The sequence below is a fragment of the Agarivorans sp. OAG1 genome (assembly GCF_037076485.1).
Lineage (GTDB): Bacteria > Pseudomonadota > Gammaproteobacteria > Enterobacterales > Celerinatantimonadaceae > Agarivorans > Agarivorans albus.
This window is the reverse complement of the sequence record NZ_AP028990.1, coordinates 3,553,595-3,579,259: the sequence shown is the minus strand read 5'-3', so window position 1 is coordinate 3,579,259 and position 25,665 is coordinate 3,553,595. Positions and strand designations below refer to the sequence as shown.

General features: G+C 44.7%; 20 protein-coding genes. 10 read left to right on the top strand and 10 right to left on the bottom strand.

Annotated elements, in window-relative coordinates; translation table 11 throughout:
- Positions 1-109 precede the first annotated feature (109 nt).
- Positions 110-370 carry a DUF1127 domain-containing protein gene (locus OAG1_RS16305; protein ID WP_338622020.1) on the top strand — a complete coding sequence of 87 codons (261 nt, stop codon included), beginning with the start codon at positions 110-112 and terminating at the stop codon, positions 368-370.
- 230 nt (positions 371-600) lie between these two features.
- The gene (locus tag OAG1_RS16300) at positions 601-2,733 is read left to right on the top strand and encodes a di-heme-cytochrome C peroxidase (RefSeq protein ID WP_338622019.1); all 2,133 of its coding nucleotides are present in this window, start codon (positions 601-603) and stop codon (positions 2,731-2,733) included.
- Positions 2,734-2,820: 87 nt separating this feature from the next.
- Here OAG1_RS16300 and OAG1_RS16295 read toward each other — a convergent pair whose 3' ends face one another.
- Together OAG1_RS16295 and OAG1_RS16290 are read right to left on the bottom strand one after the other, a co-directional pair.
- Positions 2,821-3,978, bottom strand: coding sequence for an iron-containing alcohol dehydrogenase (locus OAG1_RS16295; RefSeq protein WP_338622018.1), 1,158 nt, complete (start codon positions 3,976-3,978; stop codon positions 2,821-2,823).
- A 14-nt stretch (positions 3,979-3,992) separates the two neighbouring features.
- Positions 3,993-4,685: a type 1 glutamine amidotransferase domain-containing protein gene (locus OAG1_RS16290; RefSeq protein WP_338622017.1), complete on the bottom strand. Its 693-nt coding sequence runs from the start codon at positions 4,683-4,685 to the stop codon at positions 3,993-3,995.
- A gap of 159 nt (positions 4,686-4,844) precedes the next feature.
- Here OAG1_RS16290 and OAG1_RS16285 point away from each other — a divergent pair, with 159 nt between their 5' ends.
- The 5 genes from OAG1_RS16285 to OAG1_RS16265 all read left to right on the top strand — a co-directional run bounded on the left by OAG1_RS16285 (position 4,845) and on the right by OAG1_RS16265 (position 9,313).
- Complete coding sequence (locus tag OAG1_RS16285; RefSeq protein ID WP_338622016.1) at positions 4,845-5,756, top strand: LysR family transcriptional regulator; 912 nt, start codon at positions 4,845-4,847, stop codon at positions 5,754-5,756.
- A 151-nt stretch (positions 5,757-5,907) separates the two neighbouring features.
- On the top strand, positions 5,908-6,801 hold the full coding sequence (locus tag OAG1_RS16280) for an EamA family transporter (RefSeq protein ID WP_338622015.1): 894 nt from the start codon (positions 5,908-5,910) through the stop codon (positions 6,799-6,801).
- Between the two features lie 9 nt (positions 6,802-6,810).
- Positions 6,811-7,284: an anthrone oxygenase family protein gene (locus OAG1_RS16275; protein ID WP_338622014.1), complete on the top strand. Its 474-nt coding sequence runs from the start codon at positions 6,811-6,813 to the stop codon at positions 7,282-7,284.
- Positions 7,285-7,510: 226 nt separating this feature from the next.
- Positions 7,511-8,389, top strand: a complete 879-nt coding sequence (locus OAG1_RS16270; RefSeq protein ID WP_338622013.1) for a LysR family transcriptional regulator — start codon at positions 7,511-7,513, stop codon at positions 8,387-8,389.
- A 318-nt stretch (positions 8,390-8,707) separates the two neighbouring features.
- The gene (locus OAG1_RS16265; protein ID WP_338622012.1) at positions 8,708-9,313 is read left to right on the top strand and encodes a YiiX/YebB-like N1pC/P60 family cysteine hydrolase; all 606 of its coding nucleotides are present in this window, start codon (positions 8,708-8,710) and stop codon (positions 9,311-9,313) included.
- 77 nt (positions 9,314-9,390) lie between these two features.
- On the opposite strand, the gene OAG1_RS16260 is transcribed toward OAG1_RS16265, so the two are convergent.
- The 4 genes from OAG1_RS16260 to OAG1_RS16245 all read right to left on the bottom strand — a co-directional run bounded on the left by OAG1_RS16260 (position 9,391) and on the right by OAG1_RS16245 (position 15,997).
- The gene (locus OAG1_RS16260) at positions 9,391-10,860 is read right to left on the bottom strand and encodes an efflux transporter outer membrane subunit (protein WP_338622011.1); all 1,470 of its coding nucleotides are present in this window, start codon (positions 10,858-10,860) and stop codon (positions 9,391-9,393) included.
- On the bottom strand, positions 10,847-13,930 hold the full coding sequence (locus OAG1_RS16255; RefSeq protein ID WP_338622010.1) for an efflux RND transporter permease subunit: 3,084 nt from the start codon (positions 13,928-13,930) through the stop codon (positions 10,847-10,849). Before OAG1_RS16255 ends, OAG1_RS16260 begins: the two co-directional genes overlap by 14 nt.
- A gap of 1 nt (position 13,931) precedes the next feature.
- A complete protein-coding gene (locus tag OAG1_RS16250; protein ID WP_338622009.1) occupies positions 13,932-15,014 on the bottom strand; it encodes an efflux RND transporter periplasmic adaptor subunit in 1,083 nt (360 codons plus the stop codon).
- A 101-nt stretch (positions 15,015-15,115) separates the two neighbouring features.
- The gene (locus OAG1_RS16245) at positions 15,116-15,997 is read right to left on the bottom strand and encodes a LysR family transcriptional regulator (RefSeq protein WP_152779973.1); all 882 of its coding nucleotides are present in this window, start codon (positions 15,995-15,997) and stop codon (positions 15,116-15,118) included.
- Positions 15,998-16,247: 250 nt separating this feature from the next.
- On the opposite strand from OAG1_RS16245, the gene OAG1_RS16240 reads away from it, so the two are divergent.
- The 3 genes from OAG1_RS16240 (at position 16,248) to OAG1_RS16230 (ending at position 20,081) form a co-directional block, all read left to right on the top strand.
- The gene (locus OAG1_RS16240; RefSeq protein ID WP_338622008.1) at positions 16,248-16,952 is read left to right on the top strand and encodes a hypothetical protein; all 705 of its coding nucleotides are present in this window, start codon (positions 16,248-16,250) and stop codon (positions 16,950-16,952) included.
- A gap of 319 nt (positions 16,953-17,271) precedes the next feature.
- The gene (locus OAG1_RS16235; protein ID WP_338622007.1) at positions 17,272-18,312 is read left to right on the top strand and encodes an SIR2 family protein; all 1,041 of its coding nucleotides are present in this window, start codon (positions 17,272-17,274) and stop codon (positions 18,310-18,312) included.
- On the top strand, positions 18,309-20,081 hold the full coding sequence (locus OAG1_RS16230; RefSeq protein WP_338622006.1) for an ATP-binding protein: 1,773 nt from the start codon (positions 18,309-18,311) through the stop codon (positions 20,079-20,081). The genes OAG1_RS16235 and OAG1_RS16230 overlap by 4 nt, the downstream gene beginning before the upstream one ends.
- 171 nt (positions 20,082-20,252) lie before the next feature.
- Here OAG1_RS16230 and OAG1_RS16225 read toward each other — a convergent pair whose 3' ends face one another.
- From OAG1_RS16225 to OAG1_RS16210, 4 genes are all read right to left on the bottom strand, one after another.
- The gene (locus OAG1_RS16225) at positions 20,253-21,443 is read right to left on the bottom strand and encodes a hypothetical protein (protein WP_338622005.1); all 1,191 of its coding nucleotides are present in this window, start codon (positions 21,441-21,443) and stop codon (positions 20,253-20,255) included.
- On the bottom strand, positions 21,443-22,261 hold the full coding sequence (locus OAG1_RS16220) for an outer membrane lipoprotein-sorting protein (protein WP_016400901.1): 819 nt from the start codon (positions 22,259-22,261) through the stop codon (positions 21,443-21,445). Before OAG1_RS16220 ends, OAG1_RS16225 begins: the two co-directional genes overlap by 1 nt.
- Complete coding sequence (locus OAG1_RS16215; RefSeq protein WP_338622004.1) at positions 22,230-24,545, bottom strand: MMPL family transporter; 2,316 nt, start codon at positions 24,543-24,545, stop codon at positions 22,230-22,232. Before OAG1_RS16215 ends, OAG1_RS16220 begins: the two co-directional genes overlap by 32 nt.
- 235 nt (positions 24,546-24,780) lie before the next feature.
- Positions 24,781-25,533, bottom strand: coding sequence for a TetR/AcrR family transcriptional regulator (locus OAG1_RS16210; RefSeq protein ID WP_016400903.1), 753 nt, complete (start codon positions 25,531-25,533; stop codon positions 24,781-24,783).
- Positions 25,534-25,665: the final 132 nt, after the last annotated feature.

Sequence of the window (25,665 nt, the reverse complement as noted above, 5' to 3'; positions counted from 1 at the left end):
TAGCTATTTGCAGCATCTGTAATGGCAATATTCTTATATTCTGAATCTGTAAGCTTGCTTGTTCAAAATTTAAGCTAGAGGGGTAGCTGACTAAAACAAGGAGCGGAATATGCAGATACAAACTTCTTTCCATACGGGTTTTCATGCACTAATTAAGCGCCTTGCCCTGTATCGAGCACGTCGCCGCAGTCGCAGAGCCTTGCTAGCCTTGAATGACGAGTTGCTCAAGGATATCGGTTTAAGCCGAGCGCAAGCTTTAGCCGAAGGCCGTAAACCTTTTTGGCAAGCAGGTAAATGTGGGCGTAGCCATAGTGACAAAAATATTCGGCAAAGCAGCGGGCATAAGTTTACTCAAAAGCTAAAGGCTTAAGCGATGCCAGGCAGCTTTGTTATCTTAGCTGCCTTATCTCTAGGTGTTACGCACGTGCGTAAAGCTTACGGTACTGACACCACAGTTAATAGGTTTACATTAAAGCCACTTTTCCTCTATGGTTTAGCCTTAGCAGAGAGACTTTTTCAAGGATGTTAGGCGCTTGCTCAGCGCAGTAATAGTGAATCATCATCTGCTTGTTACCCTTCATGGAAGAAAGGAATAAATGTATGAGTAAGGTGTTATCTAGCAAACTGGCTCGTTTAGGCATCATATTGTTGGTGCTGCTAGTGGTGTATTTAATGATGCTACTAAGCAGTGACAAGGTGAAGAGCATTACCGATGCCTTAACGCCGCCTAATTTGCCCGAGCTGCAAGTTGTTCACCAAGATGGCTCTTGGCTAAAACAGTATTGGCCAGAGCAAAACTGGGGCAGCAAAGGTGATTATGTTAGTGATGATGCTAGGAAGTATCATCACATTTCCCAAGGTACTCGCACCATTCCCATTCCTTACCAATGGTTTGTGAGTTTAGAGCAACCCAGCGGCTCGCTTTGGTCTTTGCTACTGCTAAACGGTTTTTCTGATAATGGCTTGCTTTCGGCAAACGAGTTTTTGCTGCGTTTTGGCTTTATTCGCTCACAAGTTAGTGAGCAAAATCCCGATGGTTTACCTATTGGTTTTGCTCGCACCGATTCCGTTAATTTACCTGGTTATCCAACCCGCACTGCGGGGATTGGTTTTACTTGTGCGGCTTGTCATACCGGCCACTTTATTCATGGGGAAGGGGAGAGCAAAACCGAGTATGTGATTGACGGTGCTCCCGCTACCACCGACTTAAGTTTGCTTACCAAAACCTTAGCTGCTGCGCTAGGGCAAACTTTGCTTTCGAGTAAGTTACCCATTTTAGATGGTCGTTTCGACCGCTTTGCTCGCCGAGTGCTTGGTGCTAGTTATAGCCCAGCCAACAAGCTGTCTTTGGCTGAAGAGTTAGCCAGCATTGTTGCGGCCAGTGAAGGGCAGCAAGATGTTATTCAAGTAAACGAAGGCTTTATGCGCTTAGATGCGCTAAACCGCATTGGTAACCAAGTGTTTGCCGAGAATATCAATCGCCGTGAAAATTACCACGCGATAAATGCGCCAGTTAATTATCCGCATTTATGGAGCGCTTCTTGGTTTAACTGGGTGCAGTACGATGCTTCTATTATGAGCCCGCTCATTCGCAATGCTGGCGAAGCGATGGGGGTAAATGCTTACGTGGATATGCAAAGCGCTATGGATGACAACCGCTTTAGTTCGTCCATTCCAATGCAAAACTTGGTGTGGCTAGAACACTTTCTTGGTGGGGAACAGCCTAGCCAAACTAAGGGTTTTTCGGGTTTACAGCCACCCAAGTGGCAATTTGGCCCAATTGATCAACAAAAAGCCGAGTTTGGGGCATCACTTTATCAAGCTAAGTGTCAGGGCTGCCATTTACCACCCTTAGACAGCCAAGAGATTTGGCAAGAGCAATACTTTTCGCCGATTGTTTATCAGCAAAATGGCGAGCAAAAACAAACCGCAGAAAAAGTACTGCAACTTAAGCTGATTGATTTGTCGCAAGTTGGGACCGATCCTGCTCAGGCAAATGTATTGGCTACTCGCACCTTAAGCACGGCTGGGGTAAGCAATGTAGCTGCTGCGAATGTGACTCCTGGTTTAGGCATTGATGAAACAATTTGTGGCGAAAACCCTAACCAGCTTTATGGCAACCAAATGGCTGGCGCTAACTATTCGAAGAAAGATACAGCCCAGCTGGTGGACTTGCCGGTAAACGATAGTGGCGAAGTATTATTTGGCTTAGCGCTGGGCGCAATAGTGCAGGAAGCCGTTAACGCTTGGTTTAAACAGCAGGGCGTGAGTGATAAAGCCTTACAAGCTGAATTTGAAGGAGGACGCCCCAATTGTATTCGGGTCACTTCTGGCTATAAAGCTCGCCCATTGAATGGTGTTTGGGCCACAGCGCCATTTTTGCATAACGGTTCTGTAGCAACATTGCGCGATTTGCTTTGCCCAGAGGGAGGCGAGCGCCCTAAGTATTTGCAGTTGGGCAACATTGGCTATGATGCGGTGAACCTAGGATTACAGCAGCCCGAAGGTTTTGAAAAAGTAGCTAACAAAGCGCTGAAGAAAGGTCAGCAATATACAGCGGAAGGCTACTTTATCTTAGATACTTCAATACCGGGTAATCACAACAGTGGCCATCACTTCTCAGATTTATATGACCCTAGTAAACATTATTTGGATCAGCCTAAAGGGGTGATTGGCACTGCCTTTGATTCGCAGCAATGTGACGCGATACTTGAGTACCTAAAAACGATCTAATCTATGCGGTGCTTATATTGCACCTAGAACTCTGTGTTGTTCTCAATAAAAAAGGGCCCTCAGGCCCTTTTTTTAACTGTATTGACTTTATAGCGCGGCGTTTAGGATGTCGCGGCTAACATCTAAAGTGATTTTCTTATCTTCACCTAAAGCTACCATTTGGTGTTGCTCTAACTTAGTCAACAATACCTCTACATCGCTAGCGCCTAGTTCGATGTCACTTAAGCGCACTGGAACTTGCATGCTACGGAAGAAGGCTTCGGTAGCGGCAATCGCTTGTTCGATGCGTTGATGCTTGTCGCCTTCGCTTATGCCCCAAATACGTTCTGCATATTGCAGCAATTTGTCGGCTTTTGCTTCACGGCGAATTTTCATTACCGCTGGCAAAGTGATAGACAAGCTACGTGCGTGGTCAACACCATAAGCGGCGGTTAACTCGTGGCCCAACATGTGGCTTGCCCAATCTTGCGGCACGCCAGCACCAATTAAACCGTTTAAGGCCATGGTGGCTGCCCACATAATGTTAGCGCGAACCTCTAAGTCTTTGCTGCTCTCTTCGGCAAGTGCTTTTGGGCCTTCTTCAATTAAAGTGAGTAAAATGCCTTCGGCAAAGCGATCTTGGATTTTGGCGTTTACCGGATAAGTGAGGTATTGCTCCATTACGTGAACAAAAGCATCTACCACACCATTGCTTACTTGGCGGGGCGATAAACTTAAGGTTACGCTTGGGTCTAAAACTGCAAACTTAGGGCGCACTGCTAGGGCATAAAAAGGTAATTTAGTGCCGTCACGGGTGACCACTGCTGCTGGGTTGGTTTCTGAGCCAGTGGCTGGCAAGGTGAGCACTGCTCCTAATGGCAAGGCTGTATCAACCGGGTGTTGCTTGGCAATAATGTCCCAAGGATCATCGCCTTGGTAACATGCTGCAGCAGCGATAAACTTGCTGCCATCAATTACCGAGCCACCGCCTACAGCAAGAATATAATCAAGCCCTTCAGCTTTAATTTGCTCAACAGCCCGCATAAGCGTGTGATAGCTAGGGTTTGGCTCGATGCCCGAAAACTCAGACCACTGGTGATTCTCTAAGGCCTTTGCAACTTGGTCATAAACGCCATTGCTTTTAATTGAGCCTCCACCATAGGTGACCAATACTTTGGCATCCGCTGGGATCTCGTTAGCGATGGTAGCTATTTGCCCTTCGCCAAAATGGATTTGGGTACTGTTTTGGAACGAAAAATTTAACATCATATTTCCTTCAATTAACCAGCCAAGTGTTGTAGTACTTTTTCTGCAGCCATTTCTGAAGATGCCGGATTTTGACCGGTAATCATTAAACCATCTTGAATCGCAAAAGGGTTCCAGTCGGCTACTGCTTGGTAATCTGCACCGCGGGCTTTTAACTCATCTTCTAACAAAAATGGCACCACCTCGGTAAGTTGTACTGCGGCTTCTTCACTGTTGGTAAAGCCGGTTGCTGCTTTGCCTTTTACCAGCAATTGGCCATCGGCTTGTTTTACATTTAGTAAGGCTGCGCTGGCATGGCAAACTGCTGCAACTGGTTTGTTTTGCGCAACAAAGTTCTCTAGCAGCGAGATAGATTGTGGGTTGTCGGTGAGATCCCACAATGGACCATGACCACCTGGGTAAAACACCGCATCGTAATCACTAGCATCAAGGTCGGCGAGCTTAAGTGTAGTGGCTAACTGTTGTTTTGCCGCGTCGTCTTGGTCAAAGCGGCGAGTGGCATCGGTTTGAAAATCAGGGAGCTCGCTATTTGGGTCAATGGGTGGTTGGCCGCCATTAGGTGACGCTAAGGTGATGTTTGCTCCAGCATCTAAAAACACATAATAAGGGGCGGCAAATTCTTCTACCCAAAAACCAGTTTTATGTTCGGTATTGCCCAGTTGGTCGTGAGAAGTTAGAACCATTAGGATTTTCTTGGCTGTGCTCATTGATGCATTCCTTAAAATTGATGAGTAACTATGCGATCTCGCAATAGCAATGCACCTATTGTAGGTGGGTAAGCTCATTCCAACAATGCAGATTAAATAGACATTATTGGTAGAATAATTGATACAATGAAGAAGGTGTTTTAAAAAAGAGAGAGAATAATGAGCGTTAGCTTTGAGCAGCTAAAAAGTATGGTGGTATTTGCTCAGGTGGTGGAGCAGGGCAGTTTTAGCGCCGCCGCTAAGCATATTGGCATTACCCGCGCAGTGGTTAGTTACCACATCAAAAAGCTGGAACAGCAACTAGGGCTTAGCTTACTAAATCGCTCAACCCGAAGTTTGCATTTAACCGAGGCTGGCGAGCAATACTATCAGCGCTGTCATAACATTGCCGAGCAAGCTAAAGCGGCAAATTTACAGATAGAAAACCTCAAGCAAGAGCCGGAAGGTTCACTGAAAATTTCTTGTCCAGTGAACGCAGGCTTACAAACTATAGTGCCAGTGATTAACGAGTTTCGCCGTTTGTACCCCAAGGTGGATATCGAACTGGTGTTAAGTGATGACGTGGTAAATATTATTCAAGATGGTTTTGATTTAGCCATCCGCGGCGCCGAGCTTAACGACTCTGGTTTGCAAGCCGCCAAGCTAACCACCTTAAGTACCTGCTTATGCGCTGCCCCAGAGTACTTAAATAAGCATGGCCGGCCGACTAAACCTGCAGATTTAGATGCCCACCAATGGGTTATTTATACCGCAGGCTCAAGTACCTTACAGCTAAGCAAAGGTTCTCGTTCTTTTAGCATTAAAACCAAAGGTGGCATGAGCACCAATAATGCAGCAGTGCGTACTGCCTTTATTGAAGGTGGCCATGGCTTGGGGCGTGTTCCCTTGTACGATGCCTTGCCAAAAATACAGGCCGGAAAGCTAGAAGTGCTTATGGCAGATTATCAATTACAAGATATTGATGTGTATTGTGTTTTTCCTAAAGGCTCGGCGAGCTCTAAGAAGTTGCGTTTACTCATCGATTACTTAAAACAGAGCTTAGCCAAGCAAGAGGCATTGCGAGCGCGTTAGTGATTGAGGTTACATCAAGCGTTTAAATAGGGTGGCTAAACTTAAGCAAGGCTAATGTTTTTTGCTTACACCATTTCGATGCTTAGTTAAGCCCTTGTTGCTATTTAGTTTGTTGCGTAGGCTGGGGTAAATTTTTAGAGAGTACGCAGCCTTGTTCTTTTTTATCGCCTTAACCGCTACCTTTGCCTATGCCCTACAAGGGGTGCTAATGGCCAAGGTTTATCGCCAATCAGATCTGCTTAGTGCGGTGGCCTACCGCGGTTTAAGCTTGTTAATTAGCATGTCTCCCTTACTGCTATTGGTGCCGCTGTCTGCGTATTCTGGTTTTATTCATCATGCTGGTTGGTTGGTACTAGCGGCGGGTTTAGCCGCCTTGGCTAACTGGGCAAATGCAATAGCCTTTGTAAGGTTACCCGTTGGCATTGCTAGCGCTTTATCGATGGCATTTACGGCGCTGTTTGTCGGCTTGTTGGGCGAATTACTGTTAGATGAGCGTTTGAGTCCATTGCAATGGTTAATGGCCGGACTAACCTTACTTGCCGTGCTGCTGTTGGGAGCAAGTCAAACTCGTACTAACACTAAATCCACGAAGAGTGCCGCTCAATACAAACCGCTTATTGGCATTGTAGCCAGTGCTTGTTATGGCGCTTTAATGTCTTGTGCGTTGATACTGGTGGCCAAAATGTCTCGCGACAGCCACCCATTTCTAGTGGGATTTAGCTGGGAAGTGATGATTGGCGTGGTGGCTATGTTAATGGCGTTCGCGCGAGGTAAGCTTAGCGGCCACGGCGGAATGCAAAAGGTGACCGCCGCACAGTTTAAACAGATCCTCATTTTCGCCTCACCTACGGTTATTGGCACTGGCTGCTATGCCTTAGCAATGACCTTAGGCCCCATAGCCATTGCGGCAGCTGTGTTAAGCACTATGATGGTATTTAGTATGCTACTCGGCTGGTGGCTATTAGCGGAAAAGCCTACGCTCAAACAGTGGGCAATGATTAGCCTAGTTTGCATTAGTGTTATAGGACTAAAGCTAGTGGTTTAGGGGAAATACATGTTTGAACAAAGCTTAATAATCGCTGCGGCTTTTGGTTGTGGCTTGGTTGCTGGGATTTTTGTGGCATTTTCTAATTTTGTAATGCCTGCTCTCGCTAGGCTGGACGCTCAGCAAGGTTTGGCGGCCATGCAAAGCATTAATATCACGGTGCTTAACCCAGGATTTTTAGGCTTGTTTATGGGCACGGCAATCTTGTGTTTAGTAGTGCTTGTTTGGCAGGTGTTTTTTGCCGCAACAATTAACTTATGGCTGGTGGCTGCGGGCCTTTGTTATTTACTGGGCTGCTTTGCGGTGACCGCGTTTGCCAACGTACCAAGAAATAAAGCGCTGGCGCTAATTTCCGTGGATGATGCGCTAAGCGAAGCACAAAGCTTGCAGTGGCAGCAATATTTAGCGGAGTGGACCTATTGGAATCACTGGCGCAGCCTTGCTTCTGCGCTAGCGATGTTACTGTTTATGTTGGGTTTATAGTAAACCTGCTGTTTGCAAAGCTGCAATTCTATTTGCTGTTCGTGGCAACCATCTGTGTGCTTATCCCATCTAATCTAGCGCTTGTATCCGGTGCTGCAAACATGCTGTTCTCTCGACTTTAAGTTATTTTCGGCGGGCGATAGGCTTTGTTTGCTGTGTAGCCTTGTTTGAAAAATCCGCTCCTGCATAATGTTATCTTTCTTGGCTACTTCAATAAGGTTTCATTATGATCAATATCGACTGGCTACAAACCTATTGCACCTTAATTGAAACCGGACATTTTACTCGCACCGCTGAAAAGCTGGCGATGACTCAGCCTGGCGTAAGCCAGCAAATTCGTAAGCTAGAACACTACTACCAGCAAACTCTGTTACAACGAGAAGGCAAAAGCTTCACGCTCACAGAGGCGGGCAATCAAGTGTATTTGCAAGCGCAGCAAACCTTGGCTCAACTTAACCAGCTTGAACTGTCACTTAAACAAGATGATCCTCATGCCGGTTTGTGTCGGATTGCCAGCCCCGGAAGCGTGGGTTTGAAGCTCTATCCAAATCTGTTGGATTTACAAGCAAAGTACCCTGATTTGGTGTTTGATTATAAATTTGCACCCAATGCTAGCATCGAACAAATGCTGGCCGATCGTCAGCTAGATTTAGGTTTTATTACTCGCCCCAGCACCCTAAGTGAGTTGGCTACTCAAGCCTTCGCAGAAGAGGCTTTGGTATTGGTAACACCGGCACGATATAACAATGCTAGTTGGCAAGATTTATTAGATTTAGGTTATGTGGACCATCCCGACGGCGCCCATCATTCACAATTGTTATTGTCAGCCAACTACCCAGAGTTTGAGCAAACAAGCCAATTTAAACTTCGCGGATTCTCTAACCAAATTAGTTTGATTTTAGAGCCGGTTGCAATGGGCTTGGGCTTTACGGTATTGCCTGCGCACGCAGTGGCCGCTTTTGCCAAATCTGAGCTTATTGCTGCTAGCCATTTAGCTAATCCAGTGAGTGAAACCATTTATTTGGTGCAGCGCCGTTATCATCGTTTGGCTTCGCGATTTAAGTTGATCACCGACAATATGCAACAGTGTTTAGTGCAGAAATAGCCTGATTAAGGCTGGTTAAATTGTGATTAATGTCACATTTAGGTGCCCGTTCATCTAAAGACTTATTAGTTTGAATGCTTGATAAATAAGCTATTGAAAAAAGTACCTTGAAATTGGGTTGGTTAAATTATCGCTTTAAGTTTTAGAAGACGTAACTATAAGCAGTTATATTTTTGATTAGCTTTGGGCCTTTCTCTATGTAGGTTGCTGTAGTCGTTAGTGTTAAATGTCTACTTTTTTGATTTAAGCCCGCACTATTGCGGGCTTTTTGTTTTTATCATATAAAGTTCATTAAGGATTAAAGAGAGAATTAGCAGGATGCTAAAGCCCGACCCACTAGCCAAAAAACTAAAAACAGGCGATTTGGTGTTCTTTTCTGGCAAAGGTTTAAGTAGCGACATTATTCGTTACGGCACGTTTAGCAAATGGTCACATGTTGGCATGGTGCTAGAGCTAGAAGCCTATGACTTTGTGACCCTTTGGGAAGCAGTTCCTAATTCAAAAGATACCTGTTTGTATTCCCAACAAGCCAGCAATGGGGTGCAGGTAGTGCCGCTACACCAAAGGGTTAAACAACACTTGGGCAGTATTTCAATTCGCCAATTGTTAGGTGGAACCTTATCTGATGAGCACCTAAGCAAATTAATGCAATTGCTTGAACAACTAAAACTACGCCATTATGAACAAGACTTTTGGGAGCTGGCTCGGGCTGGTTGGGAAGGCCCATTTGGTGAAAACCAAGAAAACTTAGATTCATTATTTTGCAGTGAATTAGTTGCCGCTGCTTATCAGCATATTGGCTTGTTGGATAAGCAAAAGCCCTCCAATGAATACACTCCTGCGAATCTTTCAGAAAAACAGCTTACTCACTTAAATGATGGTTTCTATTTGTCACCTGAAATTGATTTGTTCTCAAATGTATAGGCAACTATTTGTCTAAAAAGGACGCTTTGGCTAACTAATTAGGCTTACCTACCAAAGCGTCAACATGACCAAACTTATTACATCGTCCAGTCACCCCCTAAACTTTTATGTAAACCAACTATGCTGTTAGCGGTTTGCAGCTGAGCAAGCACTTGTGCGTCTTTAAGCAAGTTTTGCTGGCGTTGCGCATCTAAAACAGCCAAGTGGTCCAATAGGCCAGCTCGGTATAGTGAGTTGGCTTTACTTAATGCAAGATCGGCTTGTTCGCTTGCTTGCTCAATGTTGCTGGCAAACACCTGGCTATTGCCATAGGCCATTAACATGGTCTCTACTTCAACAAAGGCTGCGTTCACGGTTTGTTGGTATTGCAAGGCGCTGTCGTTAAATCTTTGCTGCTGTATTTCTACCAAGGCGTCGTTTCGTCCGCCATCAAACAGGTTCCATTGCACCCCTATACTAGCTAGCCAAGCGGCAGAGTCTGCTTTGAATAAATCATCAAAGTTCTCAGCACTTAAGCCCGGCCCACCGGTTAAGAAAAAGCGTGGGTAACCCGCCACCATACTGGCTGCTAGTTCTTGATTCACCGCCGCCATTTCGCGCTCCGCAAAATTGATGTCGGAGCGCTGGTTAAGTAAATCAGACGGCAAACCTAAGGGGATCATGCCTTCAAAGTCTGGCAAGGCTTCTGGCTCCCCAAGTTGTTCAGCCAAGCTAGACGGGGTTTGCGCAAGTACTAAAGCCATGCGATTTAAATGCACACTTTCGGCACTGTTAAGCTGGGGCAGGGCCGCGCGGCTTAAAGCCAGTGCACTTTCTGCCTTGGCTACATCCATATCTGAACCGTAGCCGCTGGCGCTGAGCGATTTAACCAGTTTAAGGACGGTTTCTTGCTCACTAATATTTCGTTTAGCAATGGCAATACGTTGTTGAGCACCGCGATATTGTAAGTAGTTATTAATGATCTCTGCGCTCACTAAGGTGTGCATGCCTTGATGGAAAATCTCGGCCTGCTCACCCCTAATTTCTGCAGCGTTTACTTGCTTGTCTATTCGGCCAAATAAGTCCATTTCCCAACTTACATTTATGCCAGCAAAAAAGCCGCCGTTTTGCTGCTCAATTAAGTCGAACTCCCCACCCGATATGGGATTTTCAATACCAAAGGCGGGGCCCGCTAAAGGATCGTTTTTACTGAGTTGGTAGCTGGTGTAACCACCACCTAAGCTCACGGTTGGTACTTTAAAAGACGCCACCGCACTGCGATAAGCTTGCGCTGCTTGAACGCGGTTAGCCGCCATTTTAATGTTTAAGTTTTGCTGCTGAGCTTGCTGCACCAAATCATTTAAAATGGGGTCGTTAAATTGCTGCCACCACGCCGCCTCAACCGTTTGTTGGTTTACAAACTGATTAGACTGTTGCTCAGAGTATACGGTGTCTACCGACGTCTCTGGCATTTGATATTCAGGAGCACTAGCACAAGCAGTTGCCAATACTGAGATCACCATTACCGACAGGGCTTTGCTTGTAGTTAAAGGCTTAATTTTGTTCATGGTTTAGCTCCGAACTTACGCTTAGATCTTCAGCTTTGTTTTCGGTTTGTGGGTCACGGTAAAAAATCCGATACCACGCCGGCATAATGATTAACGACAAGAAGGTCGCAACCACCAAGCCACCAATAATAATGGCTGCCATTTGGTCAAATAAACGGTCACTAAGTAGCGGTACCATACCTAGTACGGTGGTTAGTGCGCCCATCGAAATGGCCATGGTGCGGTTAATTGTGGCTTCTACAACGGCCTCGTTAATGCTCTTACCTTGCTTACGCTCAAGTTCAATTTGGTCAATTAATACGATGCCGTTTTTGATGATCATTCCCGATAGCGCAACTGCGCCAGTTAGGGCCATAAAGCCAAAGGGTTTACCAAAGAAGAACAGCGTCCAAGCGCAACCTATCGCGGCTAGCGGCAAGGTAATTAAAATAATCGCAGGCTGTTTTAAGCCATTAAATAGCGCCACCATTACAATCACCATCATCAACGTCGCTTTTGGAATTTGCTTTAAGGTGTCGTCAATTGCGCGTTTTTCATCGTAGTACTCACCGCCCCATTCAAAGCTGTAACCATAAGGCAATTCAATGGCTTGAATTTGCTCGGCTAACTCTTTGCGCACATCGGAAGGTGTTTGGCCAAATACTTCTGCTTGCGCAGTGATAATTGGTACCCGATTACGGCGCCAAATAATGCTTTGCTCTTCGCGGGTTTCGAATCCGTCGACAATTTGGCTAAGCGGCACAGTGTGTAAACCCAATAGTGAGCGAACAGGAATGTTTTCTAGTTGCGCAATATCGGTGTTACTGCTTTGCATTTTAATTGGCAAGGTCTCATCGCCTTGGCGCAGCGCACCCACAACAACACCGCTAGACGCTCGTTGGATCGCTAGTGCCACGTCGCTGCGATTAATACCTGCGCGGCGCATTTTGTCTTGGTTCATAATTGGTACCAGCTGTTTACTGGTTTGTCGCCAATCATCACGTACATACTTGGTATTAGGGTGAGCATTGAAAATGGCTTGAGCTTGCGCTGACAAGTCTTGCAGAACGTGCGGATCGGGGCCTTTAAAGCGCGCTTCAATGGCAAACTTATCCTTGGTGGCTAGCTTTAAGTTTCTAAAGCGAGGTTCAGCATTAGGAAACTGCCTCATTAGCCAGTTATCACCACGTTCAATAAGCGGTGCAATAGATTCAAAATCTTTTGCATTAATCAGAATTTGCCCGTAACTGCTGTCAAACGGTTCTGGCTCAACGGTTACCGAGAAGCGCGGAGCACTGGCGCCTATGTAACTTGAAATGCTGCTTACTTCCGGTTGCTCTAATAACCAGTCCTCAATCACTTTCATATCACGTGACACCACTTCGGTTTGTCCGCCGTTGGGTAGCCAGTAATCTAAAAATAAGATGGGTCTATCGGAGCCAGGCATAAAGTTAATCGCAATTTTTGGCACAATTAAGGCAGTAACAAGTAATGCCGGAATGATGCAAGCAATAGCGCTAAAGGGTTTTGCCACTACCCAGGTAAGAACCTTACGCGCAATTTGGGCAAACTTTGGCTCTGGCTGGTCTACTTGTTTAGCCTTAGGTTTAATGAAAGCCCAACACATCAGAGGGGTAAGTGTCATCGCCACTAACCAAGACAACAGCAGTGAGCTACAAAGTATTTGGAATACAGAAATAGAAAACTCGGCAGCATCGGTTTGTGATAACAACACCGGGGTAGCACCCATAATGGCAATCACGGTAGCAGCGAGTAAGGGCACAGCGGTTTCTTTCACACTGTTAGTGGCGGCTTGATAGCGCTCTATGCCTTGGTTGAGTTTTGCCTTAAACATGTCGGTAATAACAATGGCGTTATCTACCAGCATACCTAGCGCCAAAATAAACGAACCAACCGATACCCGTTGTAAATCAATGCCAGCAACTAGCATGTAAATAAGGGTAATAAGCAAGGTAATGAGCAAGCTACTGCCAACAATGGCAGCACTGCGCAGCCCCATAAATACCCAAAGCACTGCCACCACAATAAGAATACTTTCAACTAAGTTGCTTACAAAGTTATTGATAGACTTTTGCACTTCGTCGGGCTGAAAGGCAATGGTGCCAACCTCGGTGCCAAGCGGGAGTTCGCTAGTAAACTGCTGAATCACCTGTTTTAGGGTGTCGCCCAAGGCCACTACGTTTATGCCATCAACTGGGCTTACCGCAACAGTAATCGCAGTACTACCGTTATAACGGCTTTCTGATAAAGCTGGAGTTTGGTAATCCAAGTACACATCGGCGATGTCACCAAGGCGAATTAAGCCAGAACCGAGTTCGGCAATACCAGATTTAAGTAATAGATTCTGAATATCACTTAGGTTTTCAAAGGTGCCGCTTTGGCTAACTCTTATGCGCTCTTCACCAAGTTTAAAGCTGCCCGAATCCAGCACCATGTTTTGGGTGGTTAATTGGCTAAATACTTGAGCAGCCGAGAGCTGATGCTCTGCTAAGCGCTCGCTAGGCAAATCAATATTAACGATTTGCTGGGGAACACCATGCAGCTCTACTTTTTTAATGCCATCAACGGATTTTAAGCGGCGTTGTAACTCTTTGGCATGGGCCTTTAACTCAGCTGGTGCGGCGTCGTCGCTGTGTACCGCAAACAACATCCCATATACTTCCGAGAACTCATCTTGCACGATGCTGATTTGGGCACTGGCCGGAAGCTCTAGTTTTACGTCGTTAACTTTGCGGCGTAATAAATCCCATTGCTGAGGAAGCTCTTCTGAGGTGGTGCTCTCTTTTAGATCAACAAAAATCATTGAACTGCCAGGGCGAGAAAGACTGCGTAGCTTCCACACCGAGCCCATCTCTTGCAAGCGGGTTTCAATTTTGTCGGTAACTTGCAGCTCTACTTCCTGGGCTGATGCCCCAGGGTATAAGGTAACCACTACCGCACTTTTTACGGTAAACGAAGGGTCTTCTAATTTACCTAAACCAATGTATGAGCCAATGCCTGCAATAATGCATAACACGGTAAAAAAGCATACAAAGGTGCGTTGGCGAATCGCGAATTCTGCGAGGTTCATCTTAACCCTCCTTCACGTCTAATAAATCACCTACTTGCTGTCCTTCGCTTAGGTAACGGCTACCAGCAACAATGATTTTATCGGCGTGCTTAAAGTCACCGCTTACACATACTTGTTGCTGAGTTTGGTTTACGATTTCACTGGCTACGGCTTCAACCTTGTGATTGTGAACGCGGTAAACTTTGGCCTTTGCTCCCTCAAGAATTAAGGCTGAATGAGGCAAGCAGTAGCGAGCTTGTTCAGATTGCGAGAGCGCTAAGCTTAGTTGAACCGATTTGCCTGGATACACCTCATCGAGAGTCTGCTCAAGCTTAAGTTTTACCGTATAGGTTTGCTTGATGAGATCTGGCACGGTGGCAATCTCACTCACCTTGGCGTTTATGCTATCGGTTTTCTCGTGCCAACTAACTTGCGCAGCTTGGCCAATGCTAAAGGCATTAATTTGATTCTCTGGCACTTCTATCACGGCTTCTAAGTGCTCGGGCTGGTGTAAGGTAAACACGCGTAGCGCAGGTACTGCTTGTTCGTGTTCTTCGGCGAAACGCTGAGCAATTACCCCATCAAAAGGTGCGCGTAATTCGGTATAACGCAGAGCATCTTTAGCGCGTTGAATATTCTGGTTCACTACTTCAACGCTGGCATCGGCGCGTTGTTTACCGCTAAGTGCTCGGTTTAGGTTAACCGGTGCTATGGCGTTGTCTTGGCTGGCTTGTTCAACCCGCTGGTATTCGTTGTGGGCGAGGGCTTGGGCCGACTCAGCTTCAAGTAGCTTGGCTTCTAGTTCAAGCAGGCTTACTTGGTAGTCGTGTGGGTCTAGGCGCGCAAGCACTTGCCCCTTGGTCACGCTTTGGCCATTGCTTACCAGTATTTCTTGAATGGTGCCCGGAACACGAAAGGCCAGCTTAGAGCTGGTACTCGATTGCAACACACCGTTGTAATAGCTGTTATTAGCTTGGGTGGCGGCACTTAGGCTGACTACTTTAACAGGGCGCAGCTTTACATTGCTAATGTCTGCGGTTTGTTCGGTACTGCATGCGCTAAGCAAAGTAGCGCTTAGTGCTAAAGCGAGATAGGAGTATTTCATTGCGTGCTCCGGTGGAAGGATTAATTGCACGCATGGTAAACAGTTTTATTAAGGCTATCTGCTAGCTATTCTGTTCTTGTATGTCACAAAAAGCGTGACAATTACAAATACTCTGGTACACGAGAAGCAATATAATCCAACAGTAGCCGTGCCGTATGGGTTAAACCGTTACGGCTTGGGTAGACCATCCATGCGTCTTCAGAAGAAGATACATGGTCTTTCATTAAGTGGCATACCGTGCCTTTTTCTATCATCGGGTAAGCTAAAATATAGGGCACTAAGGCTATGCCCAAACCCGCTTCAACAGCTTGGGCAATGTGGGCGTAGTTATTACTAATATGGTGATGGCTTACTTCGATTTCTTGGTTGGTAAACTGCCAGCGATTCTCTAATTTTTGGCTATAGCTTCGATAAATAATGCAGCTATGTTGCAGTAAATCTTGCGGAGTAACAGGCACTGGGTTTTGTTCTAAATATTCGGGGCTGGCAATAATCACTTTGCTAAAGCCTCCTAGCTTTCTTGCGATAAAACTAGAGTCGTCTAACGAGCCTACATACATAGCCATATCAAGGCCATGCTCAAATAAGCCTTGGTAGCTTTCGTTAGAATAACGTGCCTCAACATTAATATCGGGATAGCGCTGTTTAAAGTTTTTAAGTATGTCGATCACATAGTGATCACTACCTACATTAACCCCCATTTTTACTAAACCACTCGGGCTAGCTGTGTGGCTATGCAAAGCGCTGTTTGCGTCGTTAAGGCGGCGAATAATGTCTTGCATGCTTTCGTAGTACTGCTGGCCTTGGGTGGTAAGGTTTAGCTTACGCGTGGTGCGCACAAACAAACGGGTACTTAGGCTTTGTTCTAATTCGTTGATGCGTCTGCTTACATTAGCGCGAGGTAAATCGAGAGAGTGGGCCGCAGCACTAAAACTGCCCGATTCCACCACTTTTATGAATAAAGAAAGATCTTCTACTCGCATACGATATTGTCACCAAATTAGATACAAACTGAGCGAAGATTAACAGTATTGATGAGCAATTCAAGTTAAGTGCTTAGCGTTACAGCCTTAACAGCTGCGCAAACTGTATTGGCACTGTCTCACCTGTAAGACGAGCTAACAGGTACTCGTTTAGCAGCCTCCTTTGGCAAGGTTAAACTTGCGGCCAATATTTGCGGCTATGGAATGCCGCTCTTTTCTAAAGGGCATTTCATTATTAGCAGGTAACACAATGAAAAAGATCAACACTAGCTTAGCAGCGTTTATTTCCCTTATTTCGTGCACGGCACTGGCCGACTCAAGCCTTACTCCCCAAGACGAGGTTAACTACGGCGATCCCACCGCTACTTACAGTTCTTTCGGTTTGTCGCGCAGCAGCGAACGTACCCAATTAAACAGCACCTTTGGCTGGGGAGCGGGCAATATGATCTTTGCCGATTTAGGCGCTGCCGATAAAAAAGATGAGCAAGGCAAAATTGATTTTGATTATCGCGTTCGTTACTTCAAAGTAAACGATGGCTTGGGTTACTCCGTTGATGTAGTCGGGGATAGAAATACCACTACTGCATTGGTAGGTGGTATGTACAAATTTGATATCACCAAGAACATCTCACTGTTCCCGATGCTTTATGGCGGCTACATGAAAAGTAAACTAGATATGCCAATTAAAGACAGTAACGAAACCTTTAAAGACTCATCACTAGTACAGGGCGGCTTATACGCCATGTACGCCTTCGACGATGGCCACTGGCTATACGCCAACCCCAAAGCCACTTACGTAAGCCGAGCCAAAGATTTTGTGCCGCAAATTGAAGTGGGTGGGGGTTACATGATTAATAGCAATATGTCAGTAGGCTTTAAAGTTGACCACACTGCAGAGAGCAAAATCTCGAAAAAAGACACAGTAGGTTGGCTGCAAGCCAGTGTCTACTTCTAGTAGTAACAAGGCCTAAACTCAGTAGTGCTTAGCTCTGCTGGGTTTACGTCAAACACCTACATTTGTTCATGAATACTACCGCAGAAAGATCGCTTGGCTAAAGGCATAAAAAGCAAGGTGATTGCTTCTTTTCACAACGGCTTGCACTATTACATAATGATATTTTTGTTAATTTTGGGGCTGGGCAACTGATGTAGCTTAGGAAAGGTGATAGCCTTTGTATTATAAAATGCGTGAAAAGAGGAAGGATTCCTTGTTTGAACAAGGAATTTTTCCTCTTAATAAGTTGTTATACCTATTTCATAGTTGAGAGGACATTTTGGACGTTGACTCAGTAAAGAAGCATCTACAAGAGTTTTTTATACAAAACCCTCTAGTACTTATTGGCTCGGGATTATCTTTGGGTGAAGGAATATCTGGTATGTGGCATCTTTCTCAATATTTGAAGGAGGAAATCCCGAAGCTTGTTGAAGGGGATTTATTAGATGAATGGAAGCAAGTTGAGGATCAAATAGATAAGGGTGTAGGTTTTGAAGACGCTATGGCATCTTTAAAACAAGGCAGTGCTTTGGTTCCATTTATTGTTTCTGAAACGACCAAACTTATAAGCAAAGATGAAAAATCAATAATCGAGGCTGTTGTGTTGCAAGAAAAGCGATTAGCATTTTCTCTTTTGTTAAACCACCTGTTACACAATCAAAATGAACTCATTATTGTAACGCCTAATTATGATCGTCTCATAGAGCTAGCTTGTGAAACATGTGGTCTCGATATAATTACTGGTTTCAATGGTTATTACTGCGGAACACATGATCCTGATGGTGAAAAAGACAAAATTTCAGTTATTGAAAGAAGAAGAAATTTAAGAGGTGGATCAGGGGTTAAAGTTTCAGTAAAAAAACATGCGAAAATCTTTAAACCTCATGGAAGTTTAGATTGGTATGAAGTCAATGGGAATATTATAAGGTCGCCTTACGAGAGTAGTGCGAGAAGATTAATTATTACTCCAGGTACTAGCAAGTTTAGAGAAGGTTATCAACACCCATTTGACTATCACCGTGAGTTTGCAAATAAACATATTCAAGAAGCCAAAGCGATATTGATTGTCGGATACGGTTTTAATGATGAACAGCTTGAGGTTCATTTGTTAAATAAGCTCCGTGAAGGTGTTCCTACTTTAGTTATTACCAAAGTCTTAACACCGAATGCAATAAGAATCTGTGACAAGCTAAATAACGTTACCTTGGTTTCTGTTGGTTCAGACGATAATGAGACCAAAATTAGAATTGGTGGAGTTGAAACTCTTCTTGATGCCAATTGGTGGTCACTTAAAGAATTTATAACTGGAGTTTTAATATGACAACAGAAGAGTATGTGGTATCAACTGAAGGTGACTGTTATATAGGTAGAGTAGCTAGTGTAGATACAAATCGAGCACTAATATTAGCCGAGTCACCAGAGGTTATTCAAATATTAACAGTTTCAGATTTAGTCGCTATTCAAGGAGCTACACCTCAAGAGTTTTTGATTGGCATAATCGAGAAAGTGAAAAGAAGTATCGGAAGTCCTATATTAATGGATTCTGAAGCGGAAGAGGATGATGAGGAAGATTTTGATGTAGTCATTGATCATGATGTTGTTCAAGTTGCACTGATTGGTACTTATTGGGAGGTTCTTGGAGATAAGCGTCAAATATTTAAGCGGGGTGCAAAGTACTTCCCTAGAGTTGATAAACAAGTCTTTTTAATACAAGAAGAAAGTCTTGAAAGTTTGATGTCAGTAGTTGCAAGTGATACTCCTGAGGATATTCAATTAGTACTTGGTACATATGGGAATACCCAATCTAAAGCAGTTGCAAATGGCGATAAGCTTTTTCAGCGTCACGCAGCTCTGCTTGGTAGCACTGGTTCAGGTAAAAGCTGGACGGTAGCTTCTCTACTTGAGCAAGCTGCAAAATTAGAGCATACAAATATTATTCTTTTTGATCTTCATGGTGAGTATAAAACTCTAACTAGAGAAGGTGTAGAAGCTGGAAAAGATCCAATAGCTGAATATTATAAAATAGCCGGGCCAGCTGATATTGAAAATAAAAACTCTAGCTCTGTATTTGTGCCGCACTGGCTGCTTAATAAAGATGAAATGTTAGCTTTGCTCTTAGACCGTTCTGATAATAACGCGCCTAATCAATCATCTCGATTTACTCACCATGTAAGAGAGCTAAAGCAACAATACTTAGTTGAGAATAATCTCACAGAACTTACTGATGGATTAACTATTGATTCACCTATTCCGTATTCAATTCGTCACCTTTTAGAACGACTTTCTGCAGATGATAAAGGAATGAAACAAGGTGCAAGAGGTGAGGTTAAAGGGGATTGGAACGGTAAACTGACTAGATTTATCGGGCGACTTGAGACGAAAATAGATGATAAGAGAAATTCGTTTTTGTTTGAATCTCCTGATGGAGCAAATGAGTACGAATGGTTAGCTACTTATGCCAACCAATTTTTGGAAACAAAAGCAGATTCATTCGGCATAAAAGTTATAGATTTCTCAGAAGTCCCTTCTGACATATTACCAATAGTAATTGGTGTATTGACCCGATTTTTGTATAACGTACAGTTTTGGCGAGCAGAAGAAGACCGAACTCCTATCGCCTTTGTATGCGATGAAGCACATATATACTTGCCAACAAAAGATGCTAGTGATGCTGATTCAAGAATTGCTTTAGACACTTTTGAAAAAGTAGCAAAAGAAGGCAGAAAGTATGGAGTGTCGTTACTTGTTGTTAGTCAGCGACCTTCAGATGTAAGCCGAACTATTTTGAGCCAATGTAACAACCTTATAGCATTGAGGCTAAGTAACCCACAAGATCAGCAAGTCGTCCACAAAATGATGCCTGATTCATTAAGTTCGCTTACCTCTGTTTTACCTATATTAGATACTGGTGAGGCAGTAGTATTAGGAGACGCTGTCTTGCTACCTTCGCGTATAAAGTTGAATAAGCCAAACTTAGAACCCGCAAGTGTTACTAAAGACTTTTGGCAGGATTGGTCTAGCAAGGAATCTAAAGGTGATTCTATAGTCGATGCGGTAGAATCATTAAGACGACAGTCTAGGTTAAGATAGGTATAACAAGTTGCTTAAACGGATAAATAACAGTTGGCCATCGCTTCTCGATTATATCCAACCGCTCTTTCGGCTTAGCAAGGAATTAGTTTTCAACTAACCCATATACTCACTCCCAATAAAAAGCCCTCAACAATGAGGGCTTTTTGCAATACCTTTCCTGGGTAGCTTTTAGAAAAAGTAGGCCATGTTTACCTGTACAAAACTGTCTTTGCTAAAGGAGTAGGTTGGGTCTGCGAGGTCATCGGCGTCGATGTACCAAAGATCTAGCTCGCCTTTCCAGTTTTCGCCAAAGCGGCGGCTGGCTTCTAGGGTGACTACGTTGGTGTTGTAGTCGAGGTCTATCGCGCCTCCTAACAAAAACTCACTACTTTGCGCGTCGTTTAATACTAAGCGCGCGCCTAGGTAGAGATCGTTTTGAAAGGTAGAGGTGGCCTCTTTGCCGTCACTATTCCAGTTGTACTCTGTAAGTAAACCTAAATCGGCAATGCTGTCGAATAAACCCACTAGGGTATATTCGTAACCGCCAACAGCAGCGGTGTAACTGTTGCTGCTGGTATTGCGATATAAGCCTTCAAACTTCCATAACCAATCACCAATGGTGGCTTGTAGATCTACGCCAAGTTGGTCCATTTGCTCATAGTAGGGGGTAAGTTTAGTGCCGTCGGCGCTAGCAATTAGCAGTGGGTCACGATTGGTACCACGAAAGTAGGCGGTGCCTACATCCCAGTCGCCAAAGGTTTGCGCCCAGCGCAGGGCTAGATCAACATGTTTGTCTTTAGCGCCCGATTCATACTGGGCATTATCTTGGTCTACCGGTAATGGCGGGCGAAAGCGGCCATCTACGCCGGCAAAGGTTCGCTCTCTAAAGCCCGGTAAAATGAATACATCCCAAATGCCGGAGTCTTGATAGGTATTAAAGTGCAGCATGGGTTGGCCAAGCTTTTCGTCGCCATCGGGCGATTCGATAAAGTCGGTTTGGTTTATCACATCTACCAAGTGTTGGGTTTCGGTTACGCCCCAAAACACTTTGGCTATGCCAATTTCGAGCTCGTATTCGTCGGCTAGGTGTAGCCATTTAAGCTCGCGAATGTCGGCATGAGTGCGCTCAGAGTCCATGGAGTCGGCCCGTGCAAAGGGCGTAAAGGTGATGCTGTCGATGCCATCGTTCCACTCCCAGTACAGCTCGGGCTCGGCACTTATCGAGCCTTGATGCTGCTGGTCTTGACCCGGAAAAGCACCTTGCTCGAAAAAGCCACGATATTGCACAGCCACATTGCCGCGCAGCTCCATGGCTGCGCTGTTTGTGCTTAATAAGGCTAGGCTTAGCGCTGTTGCAAGCGCAGAGTTAGTCGCTCTCATTAGCGGGCTCGCTTAAGCTTGTTTTTGTTGAAGTCTGATTCTTTTACGCCAGTTTTAAACTGATAATTATTCCAGAACATTTCGGTTTTTTTGTCGGTTTGGTGGTTCACCATCAGCATTTTAGAAGGACGCCAATGTTTGTCGGCATACACTTGGTAATCACTCATGGTGAGGGTTTTTAGTAGCTGACCTTTACGGTCGTAAAACTCTACTTTGTGTACGCGGTAGGCTTCTTTGTCCATCCAGGTAATTTGCTTGGTATAACCTGAGTACTTATCTACCGGTACGTTTTGCACTACATAGCTGTCGAAGCCGGCAATGGTTTCGTCGCGCAGGTAAGTGTAGGTATATTTTTCTACTTCAAATGAGCTTAGATCTTCAAAGGCAAACTCGCTGCCCATGTAAGGGCCCGATTTGTTGCGTGAACCAATGCGTTTTACCCGTTTTAACGCAGGTAGGTATAACCATTGCTCGTCGGGCTCTAGGGCGTGAGAAAAGCTTAAAAAGGCAGTGCCTTTTACGTCGGCTGGGTGGTCAAACACGCTTAAGGCTTTGTCGCCGTCGCCTTCTACTTCTAAAGATTGAATGCGAATAGAGCGGGTGCTTTTATCGCCTTGCGCGTTGTACAGCACCATTTCTGTGTCGGCTTTAGAGTCTACCCAACCTAAATCAAAGGCTTTGCGCTCTTGAGCGATGCGTAAGCCTTTTTCTTCTGCGGTTTCTGCTAATGCTTGTTGGCTAAACAACAGGCTAATACAGATAACTGCGGCACGATTAAGCCACATACTAAGCGGTTTTTTGTTGAAGTGCTGCTGCATTTTCTGCTCCCTTTGCACGGTCAAAACTAATCAAGAGTAATGGTAGTAGTAAGAAATCGATGATTAAGGCTACGGCAATAATAATAGAAGTAAGTAGCCCCATATTGGAGTTAATAGTAAAGGTTGAACCAATTAATACTGAGAAGCCAACTACCAATACCGCGGTGGTAATAGCCAGTGCTTTACCTACGGTTACAAAGGCGTAGCGCACTGCGTCTTCGGCAGATTTACCCTGCTTGCGGGCATATTGGTACTTGGTAAGGAAGTGCACGGTGTCGTCGACCACAATGCCTAAGGTAACGCTAATAACAATCGACAAACCAAGGTTTATGTTGCCATCAATTAGCGCCCAAATACCAAAGCCAATGCCAGCGGGTACTAGGTTTGGTAGCAAGCTAATAAAGGTTAGCCGCAGTGAACGTAGCGAAATACCAATTAACACCGAAATAAGCACCAGTGCCCAAAATGCACCTTTGAGGGCTTGCGGCATATTGCGCTCACCAATGTGGGCAAACATTAGGTTAGGGCTGGCGGCGATTACTCGATACTCGGGCGCATTTTGTTGCCACCAATCTAAGGAGCGTTGCTCTAGCGCTATCATGCCGATAGAGCCCATGTTTTTGGTGGTAATGGTTAAGCGCGTTGCCGATTTATCTACATTGATTTGGTTATTTAAATCTAAGCCGTAGGGCAAACTCATTTCATACATTAATAAATACTGGGCCGAGAGTTCGCGCTCTTCGGGCACTAGGTAATAGCTTGGATCGTCTCCATGCATGTTTTTGTTTAAACGGCGCATAATGTCGGAGATGCTATTTACGTTGTCGATCTCTGGTTGTTGGCGTAACCACGCGCTAAAGTCGGCCACTTTTTGCATGTAGTGAGGCTGGTTAATGCCGCTACTTTCACCGCTTCTTATTTCATAAGAAATGGTGGTAATCCCGGATATATTTTCCTCCATAAAGTCTGTGGATTGACGAAAGTCCACCTGCTTGCTGAAGTACTCCGTAGCTACGTCGTTAAGTTGGTTGCGTGGGATCATGGCCAAGAAGCCAATAATCATAACTACCGTAACTGGCATTAACCATTTGCGAGAATCAATCACAAAATTTGCTAAGCGGTCGTAGTTTGAACGGCTGCTGATGCTCGGCGTTTGTTTAATTGGCAGAATGTTGAGCAGGGCAGGCAAAATGGTAAGTGCGTACAAATAGGCCAGCATTACACCCACCGCCACAATGGTGCCTAAGGCTTGAAACGGCGGTGAATCTGAGAAGTTTAAGGTTAAGAAACCAATCGCAGTGGTGGCACTAGTAAGGAAAATAGCGCGGTTGTTTATTTTTAAACTAAAGGCGAGGGCTTCTTTTTTAGATTTACCTTGGCGCATCTCGTAGAGCATAGAGGCGATAACGTGCACACAGTCGGCCACTGCTAAGGTCATTACCATGGTGGGCACATTTACCGTAACGGTATTGAGTGCAAAGCCCATCCAACCGGCCATGCCCATGGTGCTGGCAATAGTCACTACAATGACCACTAGGGTAGCTAGCATGCCTAATACCGAGCGCAGTAAAATGGCTAGCATCACTAAAATTAGCAAGAACATTAGCGGCACTAAAGTGGACATGTCTTTCTGGCTTTGTTCGATGAAGCTGTTGTTCATCATAATCATGCCAGAGAGCAAGATTTTATGTTCTGGGTAGGCTTGCTGATACTTGGCTTGTAGCTCACGTACAAACTGCGAGGTTTTAGGTACCTCGGCCTGCATATCGTCTTCAGAGATGGTGATGGTGGCAGCCACTACTGCTACGCGCCCATCTAGGCTAATTAAGCGGTTTTCTAGTAGTTGTTCACTTAGGCTAACTTGCTCAATTTTAGATACTTTTTCAGCATCTAACATATCTAGCTCTAGCAATAAGTCTTCTACCCAAAGGTCATCTTCTACGGCTTCGGTATGTTGAAAGTTGGTGATGGAATCGACCCGAGTAGAGTTGGGAATAAGCCAAGAGTCGTCGGTAAGCTCTTTAATGAGAGTGAGAGATTGCGGGTTGAATACATCGCCTTCGTTGGGGGAGATAACAAAGGTGACCGAATCGGTTTTATTAAACACCTTTTGCATGCTTTCAAATTCTTGCAGCTGAGGGTTGTCCTCACCAAAGAAAATGCGGTAATCGCCTACAAAGGTAAGAAAGCGTCCGCCAGAGCTCATTGCTACAACGGCTAACATTAATAACATGAGTGTTAGCCAAGGTCTGGCAATCACTTGATTAAAAAATTTCTTTTCCATAGCCCTGTCCTTTACCAATTGCACCATTCAATTGGTTTAGAGTGAATTATGACGATTTGTCTAAAATTGACGAATCGTCACTTCCTTTGCTTAAAAAACCGCAGTAATCGGCGGTTTTAATTGAATCTAAATGCGTGCGTTTATTATTCCACTTAACAACAATAGAACAACTTGGCACTTTTACTCTTAGAACTTACAAATCTTTATTCGCTAATTGCTGGTTTGCGTAAAGCGCTTAATACAGCGTTTCGTTTTGCTCCAGCATGGCCAACTCTTTGGCATATAGCTCTTGGCCTATTCGCTGCCAAGTGGCTAAGTAATCTTGTTGATTAGACAAGGGTTTCCAATTTAACCCGTCACACAACAAATTTACGTTGTATAGCAATGCGTATTGGCTGTCGAAACCCGCAGAGCAAAACTTGCTGGATTTATTTACCACTGCGCTGCTTAGCGCATTGGTGCCAAAGGCCATCGACCAAGCGGCAAATGTAGCAGCATTGGCATCTACATTTTGACTGGCTGGTATTTCACCTAAAGCAACAGCTTCTTCAATCAACTTAACCGCAATACCGACAATTTTGTTTTCGTGTTCACTTACGCTGGTACTGCGAATACTCGAGGTTTTCTCCATGATGTTAGGTGTTTTCATACTTAACACTACCATCGACAGAGTAGGGTAAAGACGATTAAACAAACGGTAGCCATAGGCCATTGCAATCATCTTCTCTCGAGTGCTACCAGCAAAATCATTAATCCGCTGGTATAGCTCTATTTGTAATCGCATAGAGCGGCAGCACAAGGCACACAATACATCTTCTTTACAGGCAAAGTGGTTATACACGGTGCCTTTTGAATACTGTGAACGCTGGGTAATTTTATCCATCGTAAGGCCAGCAAAGCCGGTTTCAGCCATCAGCTCCAATGCTATATCTAGCAGCAGCTCTTCGCGGTTGGCAATTTCTTGGGCTTTTCTGGTTTTGGTATTCATTTTTTCTCGTTATTGACACTTCGTCACAATGTGACGATTCGTCAAGTTATACGCCTTGATAATTAATTGTTCAAGTTTTATTTATGTTTGATGTTTTGCTTTTGGTGCTTAATTTAGTTTAAGCGCCTGTTT

Excerpts from the sequence above, each read along its gene's own strand:
- OAG1_RS16220 (WP_016400901.1), bottom strand. The coding sequence starts at position 22,261 with ATGCAGCAGCACTTCAACAAAAAACCGCTTAGTATGTGGCTTAATCGT.
- OAG1_RS16255 (WP_338622010.1), bottom strand. The coding sequence starts at position 13,930 with ATGAACCTCGCAGAATTCGCGATTCGCCAACGCACCTTTGTATGCTTT.
- OAG1_RS16275 (WP_338622014.1), top strand. The coding sequence starts at position 6,811 with ATGTTTGAACAAAGCTTAATAATCGCTGCGGCTTTTGGTTGTGGCTTG.
- OAG1_RS16305 (WP_338622020.1), top strand. The coding sequence starts at position 110 with ATGCAGATACAAACTTCTTTCCATACGGGTTTTCATGCACTAATTAAG.
- OAG1_RS16260 (WP_338622011.1), bottom strand. The coding sequence starts at position 10,860 with ATGAACAAAATTAAGCCTTTAACTACAAGCAAAGCCCTGTCGGTAATG.
- OAG1_RS16295 (WP_338622018.1), bottom strand. The coding sequence starts at position 3,978 with ATGTTAAATTTTTCGTTCCAAAACAGTACCCAAATCCATTTTGGCGAA.
- OAG1_RS16265 (WP_338622012.1), top strand. The coding sequence starts at position 8,708 with ATGCTAAAGCCCGACCCACTAGCCAAAAAACTAAAAACAGGCGATTTG.
- OAG1_RS16230 (WP_338622006.1), top strand. The coding sequence starts at position 18,309 with ATGACAACAGAAGAGTATGTGGTATCAACTGAAGGTGACTGTTATATA.
- OAG1_RS16290 (WP_338622017.1), bottom strand. The coding sequence starts at position 4,685 with ATGAGCACAGCCAAGAAAATCCTAATGGTTCTAACTTCTCACGACCAA.
- OAG1_RS16270 (WP_338622013.1), top strand. The coding sequence starts at position 7,511 with ATGATCAATATCGACTGGCTACAAACCTATTGCACCTTAATTGAAACC.
- OAG1_RS16225 (WP_338622005.1), bottom strand. The coding sequence starts at position 21,443 with ATGAGAGCGACTAACTCTGCGCTTGCAACAGCGCTAAGCCTAGCCTTA.
- OAG1_RS16285 (WP_338622016.1), top strand. The coding sequence starts at position 4,845 with ATGAGCGTTAGCTTTGAGCAGCTAAAAAGTATGGTGGTATTTGCTCAG.
- OAG1_RS16210 (WP_016400903.1), bottom strand. The coding sequence starts at position 25,533 with ATGAATACCAAAACCAGAAAAGCCCAAGAAATTGCCAACCGCGAAGAG.
- OAG1_RS16245 (WP_152779973.1), bottom strand. The coding sequence starts at position 15,997 with ATGCGAGTAGAAGATCTTTCTTTATTCATAAAAGTGGTGGAATCGGGC.
- OAG1_RS16250 (WP_338622009.1), bottom strand. The coding sequence starts at position 15,014 with ATGAAATACTCCTATCTCGCTTTAGCACTAAGCGCTACTTTGCTTAGC.
- OAG1_RS16240 (WP_338622008.1), top strand. The coding sequence starts at position 16,248 with ATGAAAAAGATCAACACTAGCTTAGCAGCGTTTATTTCCCTTATTTCG.
- OAG1_RS16215 (WP_338622004.1), bottom strand. The coding sequence starts at position 24,545 with ATGGAAAAGAAATTTTTTAATCAAGTGATTGCCAGACCTTGGCTAACA.
- OAG1_RS16300 (WP_338622019.1), top strand. The coding sequence starts at position 601 with ATGAGTAAGGTGTTATCTAGCAAACTGGCTCGTTTAGGCATCATATTG.